The following is a 16,314-nucleotide window of genomic DNA, read 5'->3' as shown; positions in this document are numbered from 1 at the left end:
TTAATAATCCATTGATCGACCTTGATAGAAGTCGATTATTTCAGATTTTAACAAGAGATCATATTTTGCATGAATTAAATCAAATTGAGCACTGTTCATTTCATTTTGCGCCTGGTTTACATCTATTGGATTGGAGAGACCGGTTAGATACCGTTTGTACATAGTGTTATACGTATCTAACGTTGCATTGTACTCTTCTTTACTGTATTCGTATGTCTTTTTCGCGGCGGTAAGATCTTCATTGGCTTGATTCACGACTTTGTAAATCTCATTTTTAGTTGTTTCCTCATCTAATCTTGCACTTTCAAGATCTAATTTGGCTTTTTTAACATTTATTCTCGTACTAAAATTATTAAATATTGGTATACTCAACGATACCTGGACGTATTCAGTTAAATTGATTTTAAACTGAGTTAAAAAGCGGCTTTGTGGAGTAAAGAACATGGAGTCCATCCCCAAAATATGTGAATAGTTACTTGCAATACCACTTGATAACACAATACTCGGATAATAGGCTCCCTTTTGGATCATCACTTGCTTTTCAGCATAAAGCCTGGCATACAATGCTTTATTAGTTTCCGGTAAAACATGCAGAGCTTTATTGTAGATATCTAAAGTAGCTTTTTCCTGAAATTGAACTTCATCGTTTTTAGGTTCACTTAAATTTATTTTAGTTTCTGGTGATAAATTTAAAAGCTGTTTAAAATTAACAACAGAGTTATTCAACTGATTTTGTATGGTGGTGATATTTAACTCAGCTTTAGCAACCTGAGATTTTGCTACTGAAACATCAGAAGCCATTTTTTTACCTGCATTGAAGATCTTTGTAGACACGTCTAATTGCTGTTTAGCTAAGTCTAATTGTTGTTGTGCCGCAGTAAGTTGATCTTGGCTACTCAAAATTGTTATATAATTATTGATTACTTCAAGCATCAAATCATTTTTAACTTTTTGTGTCGCACTTTTATCGGATTGAAATAATAATCTGTTAGCCGCGATCTGGTTTATCTTTTGAAGTCCCTGAAAAAGAGTAACACTTGTAGTAATAGACTCATTTGCCAGATTAGTTTTTTGGGTTACATAGGAATAAGTGGTATAATCTAAACTCCTACCAAAGTTTAAACTTTCATTAATATTAGCATTAAGGGTAGGTAAAATATTGAATTTCGATTGACGGAAATTTTGGTTTGCAATACTTTCTGTAACTTGAGATTGTTTAACCTGTAAATTGTCAGTTAATGCAATATTTATAGCTTGTTTTAAGGAAAGTTTAACTTGAGAGAAGGCAGACAAATTTTCTATTAATAATAAATAAATTGTTATAGAAAACAGCTTTATACAATAACTCATATGGTCAAATAGTAAGTCTTTGATAGAAAAATTATGCGACATTAATATCGTAGTATTTTTTCATATTGGCAAATACATCTTGCTAAAATTCTTTAATTTCAGGATATAAATAAGTACAATTGCCAGTTTGTTAAAAGGATGGAACGGCAAGGAAGGAAATTGACGACGAGGAACTAAGGCGGGCCATGAAAGATACCGGCTTAGACCTACACCCTCTACCTACACCCGCGAGTATCATTGAGCCCCTGATTAAACGGGACTATATCAGCAAGAGGGCAAATGTCCCTGCTTTTAAAGCAGAGATCAACGCTAATGCCCGGAGTATCACAGTGAATTGTTGAAAGATGGTAATCGCTGTTAACCATGACCCTGAAAGTGGTGGTGTATGCCCGGCCAGCCAAAATGGAATGTGCGTTTCACAGGTAAGGCGACAGGGTAAGCGTGCATTTGGCCTTTTCAATTTTTATGCAGGTTTGTTGCTGCCATATCCTTCATTGTTGGATTTAAGTAGGACAGATATCATTATGATCAATAAAGCCCAGACCTTTAATTAAATGATTATTGTGAATGTAGTCTAACTGGTGTGCCAAGCGTCTGAGCTTTATGTAGATGATTTATTTTAGGGATTGTTAATAACCCTGATCACTTTACCGGTTCTAAAAGAAGAATGACGATAGGATTGAATATAAATAATGTGTTAGGTTGTTTCTCCTGTTGTGCATGTAAATAGGCAAAAACGCTTGAAGTTGCCATTGCTGATGTAATGTGCTTTGGCGGCACGTCACAAGGATGTTCATCGTTTTCAATGGTAAGATAAAAAACCACAGGTCTTTTATGTATGGGGATATTCCTGTTAAATTGATATCCCTTCAAATGGGCAAGGCTATTAAAAAAATCCTTTGATACCTCATTAAGGGTAGTGTAGTTGGTAACCCTGTTATTGTCATCTACAGTAAGTTTAACTATCGCGTATTGCCAATCGCAGTTATTTCTAACTGAAGCCGGAACGTTATACTTTTCCTGTACAAAGCTGTGAAAATCATCAAAACCGGTTCTTTTCTGTTGGCCAAATGATACGAGAAACGATAGGAGAAACGTAAGTGAAATAAGTAATGTTTTCATATTAGAGGTTGCATGGTGTTCCGCTTGCCGCAGTTTTATAATTGTTGTTAACTATACCATAGGCTGACGTCATAGCTTGCTCTTCCGAGCTGAAGAATGCTACTGAATCCATAAGTCCGCCATAGGCTAATGCTTTAGCATCCGGTTCTGTTATATTGGGATACAAGCCTTGTAAGGCCGTTACAAACCAAGGTATATATGAGGTAACCATGACATCATGCTGAAAACTGGTATAACCAAGTGTTCTAAAATAAGCGTGTAATGCTTCGTGCAAGATTGTAACGGAAATATACTCTTTTGAGGCCCCCGGCAGCGTGTATGAATTTAATGCTATTGTTATGTCTATTCCGTCTATACGCAAACGAGAACCTCCATCTATTGCTGAGGTAGATGTTCGCGTAACAGTTGTTATACCGTCTGTATGAGGTTCTAACAAAGTGTCAATAAAACTTAAGTTGAATTTGGTACTATTTGCGAAAATACCGTTCATCGACTTTTTTAATTCATATTGGATGTTGTTTTTCAAGGCCTCCGAGACCATCTTTTTTAAGCAAGGGTTCTTGACATGATTGATGGTATCAAGAGCAGCATCATCCGGCGGCGTTGAATCATCATCCGTCAGGCTAACCCACCCCCCGTCAGCTGTAGTAGAACCATTACAATTGGATCGTGTGCTATAATTAAAATAACTTAAACCAATAGACCACATTTGAGGAGCGTACTCCTGTTGAACTTGTTGCATTGCATATTGAAGAGCATCTTGGATAAAATAACCTAATTGCCCATTCGTATCATCCATATTATAAATAAATAACGCATTGGTATTCCAAGTGCTTTGATCGGTTAAGTAAGGAATATAATTGGACATTAGATACTCGAAAAAGTATTTACTGAGCTCAAATTGAATTGTGGCTGGCTCCATTCCTTCAGGCAATTTTGAATATGTATCATAGGAATTTGAACTATTAACTTCAATCTGGTAGCTAATATAAAAATCAAAAATCAATTGAGTTTGGCAATAGCTGATGGGAGCCGGGTTATTAATATTGTTGTTTTGTTTCCCAACGGAAGGAGCCTTCAATACATTTTTTTTATTCAGGGTATATAACTGGGCTCTCTGATGCTCTGCTTCGATAATTGAATTACTCACACGTACCCCTCTTTGAGAAAAATGATACAAAATATGTTCAGTACGTTCTTGTTCTGTTATCATTTGTTTGTTCGAAGATGAGGTACTTAATACCGCCGTTTCTAATTTGCGGATTGCTGCCTTTACAAATTTTTTGTCTTTGGAAAAACCAAATTCGATGACCTGGTTACAAGGCTGATCGCCTTTGATAATAGGCAATATAAAATTAACAGGCATTTCACTACTGGAAGTGTGTCTGACGATGACATTATTCCAGTCTATTTTTCCTAATTGATTAATCGAATCAATGAAAGATTTATCATATGTTTTAAGATTTTCAGCTAAAGAGGCAATAAACGGGTCTTTTATCGAAGCAGATGATAATTGCGGTAGATCGTGATCCTTTTTACAGGCGCTGTAACAGATGAGGATTAAACTTACTAAAAGCAAAAGTGACCTGCTTTTAAATGGGGCTAAATTCGAAAGGAATTTATTTTTCATACGTATGATAGATAGAGGAATAGGATGTTGAGCGTAAATTTAGTGATGTTTTTTAATTGCTCAATGGTTAACTAAACTTTTTTTAAGGTTAAGTTCAGTCAGTGATACTGACGGATTTATTAAGTACCAATGATTGGATGTGGCGTTAATGATCCCTAAAGTGCTATCGACGCCGTACACCAAGAATGCGGATAGGATGCAAATTTCCTTTAGGTTTTAATATGCCCATCAGCTATGTGGCTTTCTCTATTCCATATTGTCCGAAGATTTTTACCTCTGCCAATACTCTTAATTTCCGCAGTTGTAAATTATTTTTTTTAACTTCGTTAGGGTTGCTAATATTTTTAGCACATCTTTTAAAGATTCCAAATTGCTGGTGTATGAAAAATGATTTGCGGATTGTACATGGCGAAAATCGCATTTTGTGCGCCCACCATGCGCCTTAATAAATATTGCCTGGGCAAGAGTAGAAATTTTTCAAAACCAACAGCGTATTTTTTGATTTTTTTAATAGGCAAGGACTATCAAAGCCGAATCACCTTTCAAGGGTCAAGCGAAACTACCTTGCCCAAATTTTGAAATCTGCTTTGCACGTTCCGGATAGTTTATCGATAATGTCCTAACGGCATCACGAAAGTTAGAAAAAAAGCTAAAATGCCGATGGTGATCAGGATATTACCGACAAGCCAGCCAAGATTTTCCAATAGGACTGTCAATCTCATTTTCTCATACGATTTAAATCCTTCTATCCCTGCTGCATTACGCCTGTAGAATTTTCTGCGGTTCATCCAATATTTTATCCCCTATCCCAGGATAATCAGGACTACTGACAAAATCTGTATGAGTGTTTTACCGGAAATGATTGAGGCAAGTACCATATCGAGTTTATTTTAGTCACCACTCAGCGGAGAACAAATCCGAAATTCTTTTAAAATAGTATATCCCGCATTTGCCGTGAATATTAATCTGCTAAATTAAGTCAATAACTAAGCCTCTCAAATGGCCTCCGGCAAGGATTCCGGCCTTTCTGTCCCGAAAATTCCAGGCACTGTTTGTTTATGACCTGAGAAAATGTTGGGCACCATCGGCAAAGGGTGAAGTATTTTGATGAACCGACGGGCCACTTTGTCACGAAATTTACCACTATATAATGATCAGAAATACCTGATTTGATTATTTACCGGCAATAGGCCTGCTTTTACTTTTGCTACTCCCTAATGTTCTGATAACGAGCTATCTCAAAAATTACCAATAGCTCATTTTTACGGGCTTTGGGGATTAAAGGGCTGCGGTCGCAGGCAGCCATCCCCTAAAGCCAATAAGTAAATATTTATAACCAAGGGCCGGTAATCCCTTTTAATGGTAATGTATATGAAAAAACAATTAGTAAAACTACCTTATCCGTTTGCCTGGCTGGATGAAGCCATCGAGCAGACCCTTAACCCGGTTAGAGGTAGCGTAACGCTGTTAGCAGCGGACGAAATCGAGCAGTTAAAGTTTAAATTCGGAGCCGAAATCCATCAGGTATTGGGTAGTCTGAAAGCACAGACCTTTTGGATTTTCTCACCCAGGAAAAAGAAAGCGGTACTGGAGGAATACGATCAGGCCATCCGGATGTTAAAAAAACAGGCGGTGTTTAATCAGGATAACTACCCCCAAGACAGCCTTTTAGGAATTGCGGGTGATGCGATCATAGCCTATTTAGATGAACTGTCTCATGCCATCGAAAAAAGGTATCCGGCCTATCTTCCCGTGAAACGTGCCGCAGATGAAATCGCACCACAACCGGCACCCGGTATCTTTAAGATCATTTGTGACCTCAGTATCGACCAGATGGGAATCATACTGAAAGCTGCGGACGATATCAAGCTGATCGTTTCCCGCTCTTTAAGTCAGGTCTTCAGATCCATCGTGCCTTATTTATCTACGACGAACAAGGCGGAGCTATCGTGGGACAGTATGCGGAGCAATTCGTACCATCCCGAAGAAAGGGACAAAGAGGTCGCGATAGCCGCGCTGGAAAAGCTGATTCGTAAGATCAGGGATTTGTAATGAACAGATTAACCTTCAGGCTCGTCCGGCAATAAGTTTTCAGCCCATTCCTGAAACATCGTGGGTAGCTTTTTGCCGTAGGTTTTTCTGAGAATATTGATCTTGGATTTGGGCAGGCGAAAATTAAGGATGCCCGTTTCTTCTTTTTTGGGTTGGCCCGAGCCGGGACGTTTACCGCCGTGTGTAGATTTCGTGGGTTCGCTCATTAAAGTATTTGCCTGATCAGTTGATAAATTTAAAGATAATCTATTCAACTGATCAGGCAAATTTTTTAATTTAAGACAAGCTTCGCGATAATCCTGCTTACCTATCCGCAACATTTTCAAACCACTCTGTTTTTTTGACCACCCCTTTGCAGGCCGGACAGAACTAAACGAGGTAAGGGACTTTTAAAACCTTGTCGGTGCATTGGCAGATCAGCGGATTGTGCACATAAAAGGCAAACGGCTGATAAGTCGTTTCGCCCAGGCTTTCTATGCAGATCATCGGTGAAATTTGGGCTTGCAGGCTTTTGGCGGTACGATGCCAGTGCCCGAACAGCTCAATCCCTCTATGGCGCGCATCGGGGTCGTTATTATTTTTAACGTCGAAAACAGCGGCAATGAATTTCCTTTGATTTTTAGTCATGACCTTAAAGGCTAAAAATGAATGATTAAAATCCTTTTGTCGGTTTGCCTGTCTGAAACCCATACATGGTTACCGCCTTTTCCGGTAATGAAACGGTCGGCATGAGGCTGTACAAAAGCGCGGCAATCCGCAGCAATGCAACGGAGAATAAAATCCTGGTAACTTTCCTGTCCCTCTTTGTTCATGTTAAAATTTTTAACGCCTTCCTGATTCCAAAACTGCAAACAGTGTACGATCTCGTTTAATTCGGCAGGTAAATGTTCCGCTTCTATTATGCCGATCAAAACCTGTCCATATTCGGCCTTGCCTACGCGGCCACGCAGATAATAAACCTGCGCGGCTTTAAAACCAGCGTTATAATTCAGTCCGTGTTTATCGCATAATCTTACGGCTTTGGAAATCGTTAAGCCGATCAGGTCATCTTCACTAACGAATACCCGCAGGCCGTTATAGGGAAACGAAGGATATTTTTTTGCCGGGTCTTTCGATATAAAATTCATAGCTTCAAATATTAGTTAGCAATCTTCTTCAACATCCTTAACAGGTGGATCATTTGCCAGTGACCGATTTCCTCATCCGACATAAAGCCGGACAGGTATTTCTCTTTCACATCATTGAATGAGGTATCAAATACCGGCTCATGGCGCTTGTCCAAACGTAATGTATCCACATAGTCTTTTACTTCCTCAATGAAGGGCATAAATTCCAGTTCCTTCATGTCCACCGTCCGGCCAATGCGTTTTAATTCATCTGCTATGCTTTTGGTTATACCTACTTCAAAACCGATCAGCATCATTCTAAATTCCTGCAAGTCATCAAGGGCGGTACTTGCTTGCGGTTCTTTCGGGCTTTCATCCCCAAGGATGGCCGCGGCCATGCGCAGCGCCTGCTGCCGTTCGTTTATGTCAAATTCCATGTAAGAAATAAAATCGTTCAGGCTCTCCGCATGAATCGCTATTTCCTTGGTTTCTTTCAACCCCTCGTTGCCAAGCCATTCAATGAACTGTCTCAATTGATCTTCCATCATCTATTATTTAAATGTTATCTATTTGAAAAGGGGTAAGCGGCTTTACTGCTTACCCCCTTCGTTGTTCATCACGCTATGTCCTTAAAATTTCTGACGATGCTCTCTGCGCTGTAAAGCGCATTAGGGCTGATATGCCGTTGCCATGCTCCCTCAGATGGCGACCAGTGAAAACCGCTTGACTTTAATTGCTTACGTATATCTTCGTACGGCTTGCCCTTAAAAATCAATTGCAGGCGGTTAGCGTCCTTATTTTCATAAATCCGCACCCCGTTGACCGTTTTGTCTACCGCCTGTTTCTTTTCCAGCTTCTTTAATCCGGCTATCCGGTCAGCAATACGCCTGATATTGGCGTTGTTATTGGTCAGCTTATAGGAAGGGAAGCCGGTGCGGTTTGCATAGTCGGGGGTTGTCAGTTTTTCCCACAGGGGTTCCGTGGCGCGGTTCAGCTTTAAGAAAGCCGTTTTATCATTCTTTTTAATGCACTTGTTGGCGGCTTTCATGAACTCCTGCAATTCCTGCAAGGTCTTTAGTTTTTCGGTCAGCTTTTCCAGGGCATCAGGATCGTCTGAAAAGATGGCATTGTTATGCTCAATACTTTCCGCTTTTTCGCCGTAATAAGCAGCTTTATCACGTTGCGCCACCGACTGGCCGAATACGTTACGCATTCTTTCGCGGTATCTGCGATCCCGCTTTTCCGAATGATGGCCGATCAAAATGGGTTGGCCGAGTGGGATAAAACTTGCCATATCGTTGGACACGTTGTAAAGGCGGTCTGCCTCTGCTTCACTTTTTGCCGCTCTCTGATGCGCATAGTTGATACGGTTGTTCCTGCGTTCTTCAAAATTGTGTTTCATCACTTTCTTGCGCCTTTTGCCCGGTTGCGCCTCCGTTTTAATTCCTTTTTCTGAATACTTAACGCTCACATTTTCATGGCCTACCTGCCATCAATTGCTACATAAATATACAAAAAATCTTGATACTTGTAAAATATTTATCAAGATTTTTATAGTTTTTTGCCCTTAAAAAACGAACACCCACAACCTTATGGATTATCAAACTATCGCCCATAAAGTACCGCCCTGCCCACGCCGGGTTGTTTTTCTTTTTCACCCGCTTAGCGACATTTCCATCCAATCCTTAACATGCCAAATCTGCTGTTGCTCACTTCGTAATATTCCAAAGTTGAAATTTTAGTCTCTGATTATCAGACGGATACAAGGATACAAAACGGATACAACCGCAAGTTGGACTTGTACGGCCTCACCATTCCCGGTTCCTTTGTATCAGCAAACCCGCTCTTATGGCGGTAATGAAGTTAGATCTGTGAGTAGAAAATTTTAAAAAAGAAATGTCATGTTAAATCACCTGTCCTGGGCCAGCTATTGGGAAGCCGTTATTGCGGTGCTGGTCATTTATTATGCCTTCGTAGGCATCCGGTTTTATTCACCGGATATTAAAAAATTAATCAGCCGCCCGGCATTGCAAAACAATTCCGGTAATGAACTCCCCGAACAACTGGTTTACCAGGAGCAGGCTGTTGCTGATCATGGCTTACCGGAGGAAGTAAGTTATGCCGACGACCATTATCCAGATGACGACATCCTCGAAGCGGATGAGCTGACTATTTCGGTAAAAGCTTTGGTTTCGGGGGCATCCGGCAAATCCTACGCGCCGGATCAGCTGATTCCGCTGATACGCGCGGAATTTCAAAAACATCAGGTATTAACAAACTCACCCTATCGCCCGGCCATCAATGAATTGGTCGTGAGCGAATGCGAAAGAACTGGCGTTGCCGAACTGACCGAAGATGAGGTAGATGAGTGGTGGAATAGTTAGCAGGCGCGCCGCAACCGGCCCCGGTCAGCATTCCGGCTGACCGGGATTACCGGAAGCTTTTAAAAACAAGCATCAATTTATTGCTGTACGCCCGATCCCGGTACTTAACAAGACGATGAGCTGAGTAAGTGGGGAACCCGGTGACAGCACCTTTCCTGCCCCTTTCGCACACCGGTGCGAAGAGGGTTAAGGAAAGCTATTGCCCGAATTTTTTAACAAAAAGATAAGTGAAGATGAAAAAGTGGAGTGGAAAATTCAAGGGGAAGACCCTGAAAGCAAGTGCCTTAGCTGCACTATTGTTAATCGCAAATCGGGCTGCGGAAGCCCAAAGTGGTAATTCCGGCATACAGGAAGCCAACACACAGGTCAGGAGTTATTTTACTGACGGTACTAACCTCATGTATGCTATCGGGGCGATTCTCGGCCTGATAAGTGCCATTAAAGTTTATTCCAAATGGAACGCTGGCGATCAGGATACTTCAAAGGTCGCTGCTGCCTGGTTTGGCTCGTGTATCTTCTTAGTTGTGGTAGCGACTATCATTAAATCCTTTTTTGGTGTTTAGCCTGCCCACAAGCAAAGAAAGCATTAAAACTATACGGTCATGAAAGAACAATTGATCAAAAAACTGCACGGTTATCTGGTTCAGAACCATTTAGACCTGCTCATATCGCTACAGGAAGAACACCGGCTTACCCATTACCTCGAACACAAGGTCGATTCGGTGAAAGATCTGTATGAAGGACTGGAAGTTGAAAAACGCCCTGTGTACGTGATAGAGGCGCTGTGCATGGAAGAACTGACCAGGGATTTACGGCCTTCGCGATTTGAATACGTGCGTACGCTGCTGGAAGATGAATTTGAGGAAGATGCGCTGCGCATGTCAGGCAGTGGTATCCTCACCTACGAGGTGATTAACCTGATCGGAGCCTGCGAACCCATTTTTGAGGTATTCGCCTTTGGGGAGGAAAACGAAGAAAGTAAAGAATTGAAATATGCGATCATGGGCATGATCGCGGAATACCTTGAAAATCAGGCGACCGCCTATTGAGAAGGATAAGTGCAAGGAGATGGCTTACAATCAGTTTCAAAAGTTAAGGGACAACATCGCAGCGATACGCATAGCGCTTGAATACCGGGAAGGTATGACCATAAGTGAAGCTGATGCGACCATCCTGCGAAAGTATTCGGGGTTTGGCGGCATTAAGGCGGTCTTGTTTCCGGCGGGTGAAAAATCGACATGGGAAGAACGGAATGCATCAGAAAACGATCTGCGGTTATATCCTTCAGTGATGGAACTGCATGAACTGTTGCGCCAGCACCTGGACGAGCCAACCTATAAAGCAGCGATCAATTCCATCCTGGAAAGTATTCTGACAGCTTACTATACACCGGCAATCGTCCCGCAGGTGCTTTACCAAACACTCAAAGATAGTGGTGTTAACCCGTCCCGCATCTACGAGCCGAGCAGTGGCGCTGGCATATTTATTACAGAAGCGGTTAAATCCTTCCCTGAAATCAAACAAGTCACGGCGGTCGAAAAAGACCTGCTGACCGGCAAGGTGCTGACTGCCTTAGCAAGTACGTTAGGCGTTCCCGCGCAGGTACAGATCATGGGCTTTGAGGAAACCGCCGCTACTGAAAAAGGCCAATACGACTTGATCGTCAGCAATATACCATTCGGCAATTTCCAGGTGTATGACCGTGATTTCACCGACAAAGCCATATCCGGCAAAATTCATAATTACTTTTTCGCTAAAGGACTGAGCAAGCTGGCTGACGGCGGTATTATGGCCTTTATTACTACCGATGCATTTTTAAATAATCCATCCAACCGCAAGGCACGGGAATACCTCTTTACCCACGCCAACTTTGTTAGTCTCTCGGTAATGCCGGATAACCTGATGAAAGATACAGGCAATACTGAAGCACCTAATCATTTGCTGGTCGTTCAAAAGAATGATAGCAAGCCAGGGCTCGAACTGAGCAAAGACGAAAAACTATTGCTGGAAACCGACTGGCGGGAAAATGAATTTGGGCGCTACGAAGTTAACCGGTACATACTCGCGCAGGCTGGCGGTATTGTTATGGCAGATACCATCCGCCCCGGAAAAACCCAATACGGACAGGCCACGATGGAGTTTTGGCAGCAAGGTGACATGGCTGCTATTGCCGACAAGTTAAAGGCAAACGTTAGCGAAGGAATTAAGACGCGCTTCGGCTTAGAGGCGTTTATTAAAGCCTGGAACCTGGTTAACCCCGACCCGGCCCAGAGCCGCGAACTTTTGCCTTTGCTTACTTACACGCCGATGCCGGAAAGCGGTGCTACGGGCGCTACGGTGCAACTCGGCTTGTTTGATAGCCAACCAGCTGAAAACAGTAACCGGGCAATGGATTACCTGCAAGAATATGACAACAGGGTCGTCCATAAGGAAACCGCAAGGGTTATAGGCATTGTTAAGACACAGGATAACCCGCAACATGAAAGCGTAGTGCTGGTTACAGCCAAACAGAGGGACAGCAAGCAATACCTTTATAAATTCTACTCCAATGCTAAAGAACTGATTTTTTCTGTCAACTGGATGAACGGCGGCCAATTGGCCCAGGAGTTAAACGGACTTTCGGCCAATCTGAAACATTATGGCCACGAATATTTTTTTGAGGGTGATAAAAGCCTTGAACAATCTTTTAACCTTTCAGCGCCTGCGGAACAATTTTTTACCGGCTTGTTACCGCATCATCAGGAAGGCAGTTTGGTTATTTTCAACGGTCATGCAGGAAAGATAACTAAACTCGATGCCGAACGTAACCGTGCAGTGTTTGAGCCGATAGCTGATCAGCAAAATAACAGTTTCTACCAGCGCTATACATTAATCAGGGATCAGTACTATCAGCTTTTTGAAAAAGAAGCAGCCAACCAGATAGCTTATCCGGTACTGCGGAAGCAATTACAAAATTCCTATGAGGCATTCGTACAGCAGTATGGTGAACTGAACCGTCCCCTGAACCGCAAACTTATCCTCGCTGATGAGAAAGATGGATTTAAGGTATTGTCCTCGGTGGAACGAAAGGACGGAACCAACTTTCAACCGGCAGATATACTGTCCGGGCCGGTTTTTCAGCAAAAGGAAGCTTTTAAAACTGATGATCCTGTATCCGCCCTGGCGCGGTGCCTGAATGAAAAGGGCCGCGTTGATATTTCTTTTATAAGTGGAGCAACAGGGCTGAATGCTGATGAAGTTACCATAAGCCTGCAACGCCACATTTGCCTTAACCCCAACAACTATGGTTGGGAGACGATAGACCAGTACTTGTCCGGTAATGTGGTTGAAAAGCTGGCCATCGCGCAAAATCAGGCTGGGCTTCACCCGAACGATCCGCAACTACAGCGAAGTTTACAGGAAATCACCCGTGTACAGCCGGAAAAGATACCATTCGACTGGCTGGACTTTAACCTCGGTGAACGCTGGTTCCCGCTGGATTATTATAACCGCTTTGCCACAGCGCTTTTTGAACAGGAAACCACTGTTACCTACATGCATGGCGGCGATAAATATAAAGTCAGCACAAAAGGTAAGAGCCTGAAAGTAACGCAAGAATATGCGGTAAGTTCAAAGGGTAACCGGACGGCTTACGGAAATATGCTGCTGGAACATGCGCTGGTAAATACCACGCCTTTTTTTACCTACGAGGTTAAGATCGGCGACCAGACCAGGAAAGTGCCGGATAACGAAGCGATTCAGTTAGCACACCAAAAGATTGAAAATATCCGTTCCGGCTTTGTGAACTGGCTGCAGGAGCTTCCTGATAGCGATAAGCGGTACATTGAAAAACTTTATAACGACACCTTTAACTGTTACGTCCTGCGGGAATATGACGGTAGTCACCTGACATTTCCGGGGTTGGACAAACAAGCGTTGGGCATTGACGATCTGTACAGCTCGCAGAAAAATGCGGCCTGGCGCATCATGCAAAACCGGGGTGCGCTGATTGATCACGAGGTTGGTTTGGGCAAGACGCTCACCATGATCGTCGCCGCACAGGAAATGAAACGTCTTGGAATTGTTCACAAGCCGATGATACTGGCGCTGAAAGCAAATGTAAAGCAGATTGCGGAAACCTATCGCAAAGCCTATCCTGCTGCGCGCATTCTGGCACCGGAAGAAGACGATTTTGTACCGGCTAAAAGACTGCGGCTGTTTCATGAGATCAAGAATAATAATTGGGATTGTATCATTTTGACCCACGACCAGTTCGGAAAGATACCGCAATCGCCTGAAATGCAGCAGGCTATATTCCAGGCGGAACTGGACAATACAGAACGTGACCTGGATACGATGAAAGCCGAGGGCGGCGATATTTCGCGCAGGATGCTTAAAGGGCTGGAGATCAAGAAAAAGAACCTGACAGCCAAGCTTAAAACATTGAAATATGAAATTGAGCATAAACAGGATAAAGGTATCAATTTCAAGGAAATGGATGTTGACCACCTGTTTGTGGACGAATCGCATAAATTCAAGAACCTGACATTTACAACCCGCCATGACCGGGTTGCCGGATTAGGCAATATGGAAGGCAGCCAAAAAGCTCTCAATATGCTGTTTGCCGTCCGCACCTTACAGGAACGCTTTGACAGCGATCTATGCGTTACGTTTCTCTCCGGTACGCCGATCTCCAACAGCCTTACGGAAATGTACCTCATCTTTAAATACCTGCGTCCCCGCGAAATGGAGCGCCAAAAGATTGAAAACTTCGACGGCTGGGCCGCGGTATTCGCCAAGAAAACAACCGATTTTGAGTTTTCCATCACCAACGAGATTGTTGCCAAAGAGCGCTTCCGCTATTTTATTAAGGTGCCGGAACTGGCCCTGTTTTACAATGAAATTACCGATTATAAAACGGCCAAGCATATCAACCTGGATAAACCTGAACTGGATGAACGGTTAATCAATATCCCGTTGACACCCGATCAGCAGGACTTTACTCAAAAACTCATTGAGTTTGCCCGTATTGGAGATGCCCGGCTGATCGGCAGGCCAAAACTCACCCCCGAAGAAGACAAGGGAAGAATGCTGATCGCCACCAATTATGCTAAAAAGATGGCTGCCGATATGCGGCTGATCAATAGCTATCAGTTCGAAGATCACCCCGGCAATAAGGTGAGCATTTGTGCCCAGCACGTGGCTGAAGAATATCATGCCAGCAGCGCCTTTAGGGGAACCCAAATCATTTTCAGCGACATTGGCACACCCAAACCGGGAACCTTCAACATTTATGATGCGATAAAAGAAAAACTGGTGCGCGATTTTAATATCCCTGCGCATGAGATCACCTTTATCCATGACTGGACAGATAAGCAAAAGCCAACGCTGTTCAAAAAAATGAACCGGGGTGAAATCCGGATACTGTTAGGCAGTACTGAAAAAGCGGGTACGGGTTTAAATGTACAGGAACTGATTGTTGCACTCCATGATTTTGATATTCCCTGGACGCCCAAAGATCTTGATCAGCGTGGCGGGCGTGGTGCCAGGCAGGGCAATAAGGCCGCCAAAAAGTACCGCGATAATAAGGTAAAACGGTATATCTACGGCAATGAAAAGTCACTGGATAATTATAAACTCAATTTGCTGAAAAACAAGCAACTCTTTATCAGCCAGATGAAGAATTGCGAACTGAGCAAGCGCACGATTGATGAGGGCGCGATGGATGATAAAAGCGGCATGAACCTATCGGAATACATAGCCATATTATCCGGCGATACCTCACTACTGGAAAAGTCCCGGCTGGAAAAAAAGATAGCGGTTATGGAAAGCATGAAAGCAGCGCATTTCCGTGGACTGACCCGTGCACGTTACTCACTGGAAAATCAGCAAACCGAAAGGGGAAAGATCACACAACTGATCGACCGGGTGGAAAGCGATGCGTTGATTTATAAAAACAACCTGAAGCTGGATAAGGATGGCACAAAGATCAACGCAATCAGCCTGGACAGCCTGCCGTCCGTAAAGCCCGATGAGATCGGCAAATACCTGATCAGGCTACAAAAGAACTGGAAGCCCGAAAAGGAGACGGACAGAGGTACAAAGATAGGCAGCCTGTATGGTTTTGACCTGATGATACGGCGGCAAATGGATTGGGTGGAAGATAAGAGCAGGCAGGTCCTTAAAGGTTTTAATACGCTGTATGCAACCCGCCCTGAAACCGGCATTCATTATACCTACACATCAGGTATACCAAACCCCGATAATCCAAAGTTGGCCGCCCGCTATTTCCTGAACGCCATCGATAAAGTAGAGGGATTGGTGGAAAAGTACAATAAGGAACTGACGGAGCTGAACGACAACATCCCTAAGCTGGAAGCCCTGCTGAACAAACCTTTTGAGCAAGACCGTGAAATTCAGCAACTCAAAAATGAACTAAGCAGTCTTGAACGACAGATTGCGGTAACGATACAGGAAAAGCAACTTAAACAGGTGACAGGGCAAAACGGCGCTGATCCTGAAAATACCACCGGACAATTGGTAGACCAGAAAGAGGCGGCGATCATTCCGCTGAAACCGACGGCAACGGAACAGCAACCAAGACTGGCCAGAGCAAACGGTGCTCCGGTAACGGCTGACGATCAGGCAACCGGAAAACGGATCAGGCAAAAACAAGGATTAAGGATTTAAC

Annotated in this window: 13 protein-coding genes; 5 read left to right on the top strand and 8 right to left on the bottom strand. The window is 43.1% G+C overall.

Going from position 1 to position 16,314, the window contains the following annotated elements:
* The 3 genes from MUCPA_RS06860 to MUCPA_RS06845 all read right to left on the bottom strand — a co-directional run bounded on the left by MUCPA_RS06860 (window position 1) and on the right by MUCPA_RS06845 (window position 4,102).
* Window positions 1–1,392 (bottom strand): TolC family protein, encoded by a 1,392-nt coding sequence (locus MUCPA_RS06860; protein ID WP_008505304.1) that lies wholly within the window; start codon window positions 1,390–1,392, stop codon window positions 1–3.
* 600 nt (window positions 1,393–1,992) lie between these two features.
* A complete protein-coding gene (locus MUCPA_RS06850; protein WP_008505303.1) occupies window positions 1,993–2,472 on the bottom strand; it encodes a hypothetical protein in 480 nt (159 codons plus the stop codon).
* Between the two features lies 1 nt (window position 2,473).
* Entirely contained in the window at window positions 2,474–4,102 is a 1,629-nt protein-coding gene (locus tag MUCPA_RS06845) for a hypothetical protein (protein WP_008505302.1), read from the bottom strand.
* 1,371 nt (window positions 4,103–5,473) lie between these two features.
* Between MUCPA_RS06845 and MUCPA_RS06830 the strand changes: the two genes are divergently transcribed.
* Complete coding sequence (locus MUCPA_RS06830) at window positions 5,474–6,154, top strand: hypothetical protein (protein ID WP_008505301.1); 681 nt, start codon at window positions 5,474–5,476, stop codon at window positions 6,152–6,154.
* Between the two features lie 8 nt (window positions 6,155–6,162).
* Here the strand turns inward: MUCPA_RS06830 and MUCPA_RS37590 are convergent, their stop codons facing one another.
* The 5 genes from MUCPA_RS37590 to MUCPA_RS06805 all read right to left on the bottom strand — a co-directional run bounded on the left by MUCPA_RS37590 (window position 6,163) and on the right by MUCPA_RS06805 (window position 8,662).
* Window positions 6,163–6,360 (bottom strand): hypothetical protein, encoded by a 198-nt coding sequence (locus MUCPA_RS37590; RefSeq protein WP_008505300.1) that lies wholly within the window; start codon window positions 6,358–6,360, stop codon window positions 6,163–6,165.
* Between the two features lie 163 nt (window positions 6,361–6,523).
* The gene (locus MUCPA_RS06820; RefSeq protein ID WP_008505299.1) at window positions 6,524–6,781 is read right to left on the bottom strand and encodes a hypothetical protein; all 258 of its coding nucleotides are present in this window, start codon (window positions 6,779–6,781) and stop codon (window positions 6,524–6,526) included.
* An 11-nt stretch (window positions 6,782–6,792) separates the two neighbouring features.
* A complete protein-coding gene (locus MUCPA_RS06815; protein WP_008505298.1) occupies window positions 6,793–7,281 on the bottom strand; it encodes a hypothetical protein in 489 nt (162 codons plus the stop codon).
* A gap of 11 nt (window positions 7,282–7,292) precedes the next feature.
* Window positions 7,293–7,808, bottom strand: coding sequence for a hypothetical protein (locus MUCPA_RS06810; RefSeq protein WP_008505297.1), 516 nt, complete (start codon window positions 7,806–7,808; stop codon window positions 7,293–7,295).
* Between the two features lie 68 nt (window positions 7,809–7,876).
* On the bottom strand, window positions 7,877–8,662 hold the full coding sequence (locus MUCPA_RS06805; protein ID WP_008505295.1) for a DUF3560 domain-containing protein: 786 nt from the start codon (window positions 8,660–8,662) through the stop codon (window positions 7,877–7,879).
* 499 nt (window positions 8,663–9,161) lie between these two features.
* Between MUCPA_RS06805 and MUCPA_RS06795 the strand changes: the two genes are divergently transcribed.
* The 4 genes from MUCPA_RS06795 to MUCPA_RS06780 all read left to right on the top strand — a co-directional run bounded on the left by MUCPA_RS06795 (window position 9,162) and on the right by MUCPA_RS06780 (window position 16,313).
* The gene (locus MUCPA_RS06795; protein ID WP_008505293.1) at window positions 9,162–9,644 is read left to right on the top strand and encodes a hypothetical protein; all 483 of its coding nucleotides are present in this window, start codon (window positions 9,162–9,164) and stop codon (window positions 9,642–9,644) included.
* A gap of 233 nt (window positions 9,645–9,877) precedes the next feature.
* On the top strand, window positions 9,878–10,207 hold the full coding sequence (locus tag MUCPA_RS06790) for a DUF4134 domain-containing protein (RefSeq protein ID WP_008505292.1): 330 nt from the start codon (window positions 9,878–9,880) through the stop codon (window positions 10,205–10,207).
* Between the two features lie 39 nt (window positions 10,208–10,246).
* Window positions 10,247–10,693 carry a DUF1896 family protein gene (locus tag MUCPA_RS06785; RefSeq protein ID WP_008505291.1) on the top strand — a complete coding sequence of 149 codons (447 nt, stop codon included), beginning with the start codon at window positions 10,247–10,249 and terminating at the stop codon, window positions 10,691–10,693.
* A gap of 19 nt (window positions 10,694–10,712) precedes the next feature.
* Entirely contained in the window at window positions 10,713–16,313 is a 5,601-nt protein-coding gene (locus MUCPA_RS06780) for an Eco57I restriction-modification methylase domain-containing protein (protein ID WP_008505290.1), read from the top strand.
* The last annotated feature ends 1 nt before the right edge of the window (window position 16,314 follow it).

Origin of the sequence: Mucilaginibacter paludis DSM 18603 (assembly GCF_000166195.2) — a bacterium.
Taxonomy (GTDB): domain Bacteria; phylum Bacteroidota; class Bacteroidia; order Sphingobacteriales; family Sphingobacteriaceae; genus Mucilaginibacter; species Mucilaginibacter paludis.
This window is presented reverse-complemented; position numbering and strand designations above follow the sequence as displayed.

Excerpts from the sequence above, each read along its gene's own strand:
- MUCPA_RS06860 (WP_008505304.1), bottom strand. The coding sequence starts at position 1,392 with ATGTCGCATAATTTTTCTATCAAAGACTTACTATTTGACCATATGAGT.
- MUCPA_RS06850 (WP_008505303.1), bottom strand. The coding sequence starts at position 2,472 with ATGAAAACATTACTTATTTCACTTACGTTTCTCCTATCGTTTCTCGTA.
- MUCPA_RS06845 (WP_008505302.1), bottom strand. The coding sequence starts at position 4,102 with ATGAAAAATAAATTCCTTTCGAATTTAGCCCCATTTAAAAGCAGGTCA.
- MUCPA_RS06830 (WP_008505301.1), top strand. The coding sequence starts at position 5,474 with ATGAAAAAACAATTAGTAAAACTACCTTATCCGTTTGCCTGGCTGGAT.
- MUCPA_RS37590 (WP_008505300.1), bottom strand. The coding sequence starts at position 6,360 with ATGAGCGAACCCACGAAATCTACACACGGCGGTAAACGTCCCGGCTCG.
- MUCPA_RS06820 (WP_008505299.1), bottom strand. The coding sequence starts at position 6,781 with ATGACTAAAAATCAAAGGAAATTCATTGCCGCTGTTTTCGACGTTAAA.
- MUCPA_RS06815 (WP_008505298.1), bottom strand. The coding sequence starts at position 7,281 with ATGAATTTTATATCGAAAGACCCGGCAAAAAAATATCCTTCGTTTCCC.
- MUCPA_RS06810 (WP_008505297.1), bottom strand. The coding sequence starts at position 7,808 with ATGATGGAAGATCAATTGAGACAGTTCATTGAATGGCTTGGCAACGAG.
- MUCPA_RS06805 (WP_008505295.1), bottom strand. The coding sequence starts at position 8,662 with ATGAAACACAATTTTGAAGAACGCAGGAACAACCGTATCAACTATGCG.
- MUCPA_RS06795 (WP_008505293.1), top strand. The coding sequence starts at position 9,162 with ATGTTAAATCACCTGTCCTGGGCCAGCTATTGGGAAGCCGTTATTGCG.
- MUCPA_RS06790 (WP_008505292.1), top strand. The coding sequence starts at position 9,878 with ATGAAAAAGTGGAGTGGAAAATTCAAGGGGAAGACCCTGAAAGCAAGT.
- MUCPA_RS06785 (WP_008505291.1), top strand. The coding sequence starts at position 10,247 with ATGAAAGAACAATTGATCAAAAAACTGCACGGTTATCTGGTTCAGAAC.
- MUCPA_RS06780 (WP_008505290.1), top strand. The coding sequence starts at position 10,713 with ATGGCTTACAATCAGTTTCAAAAGTTAAGGGACAACATCGCAGCGATA.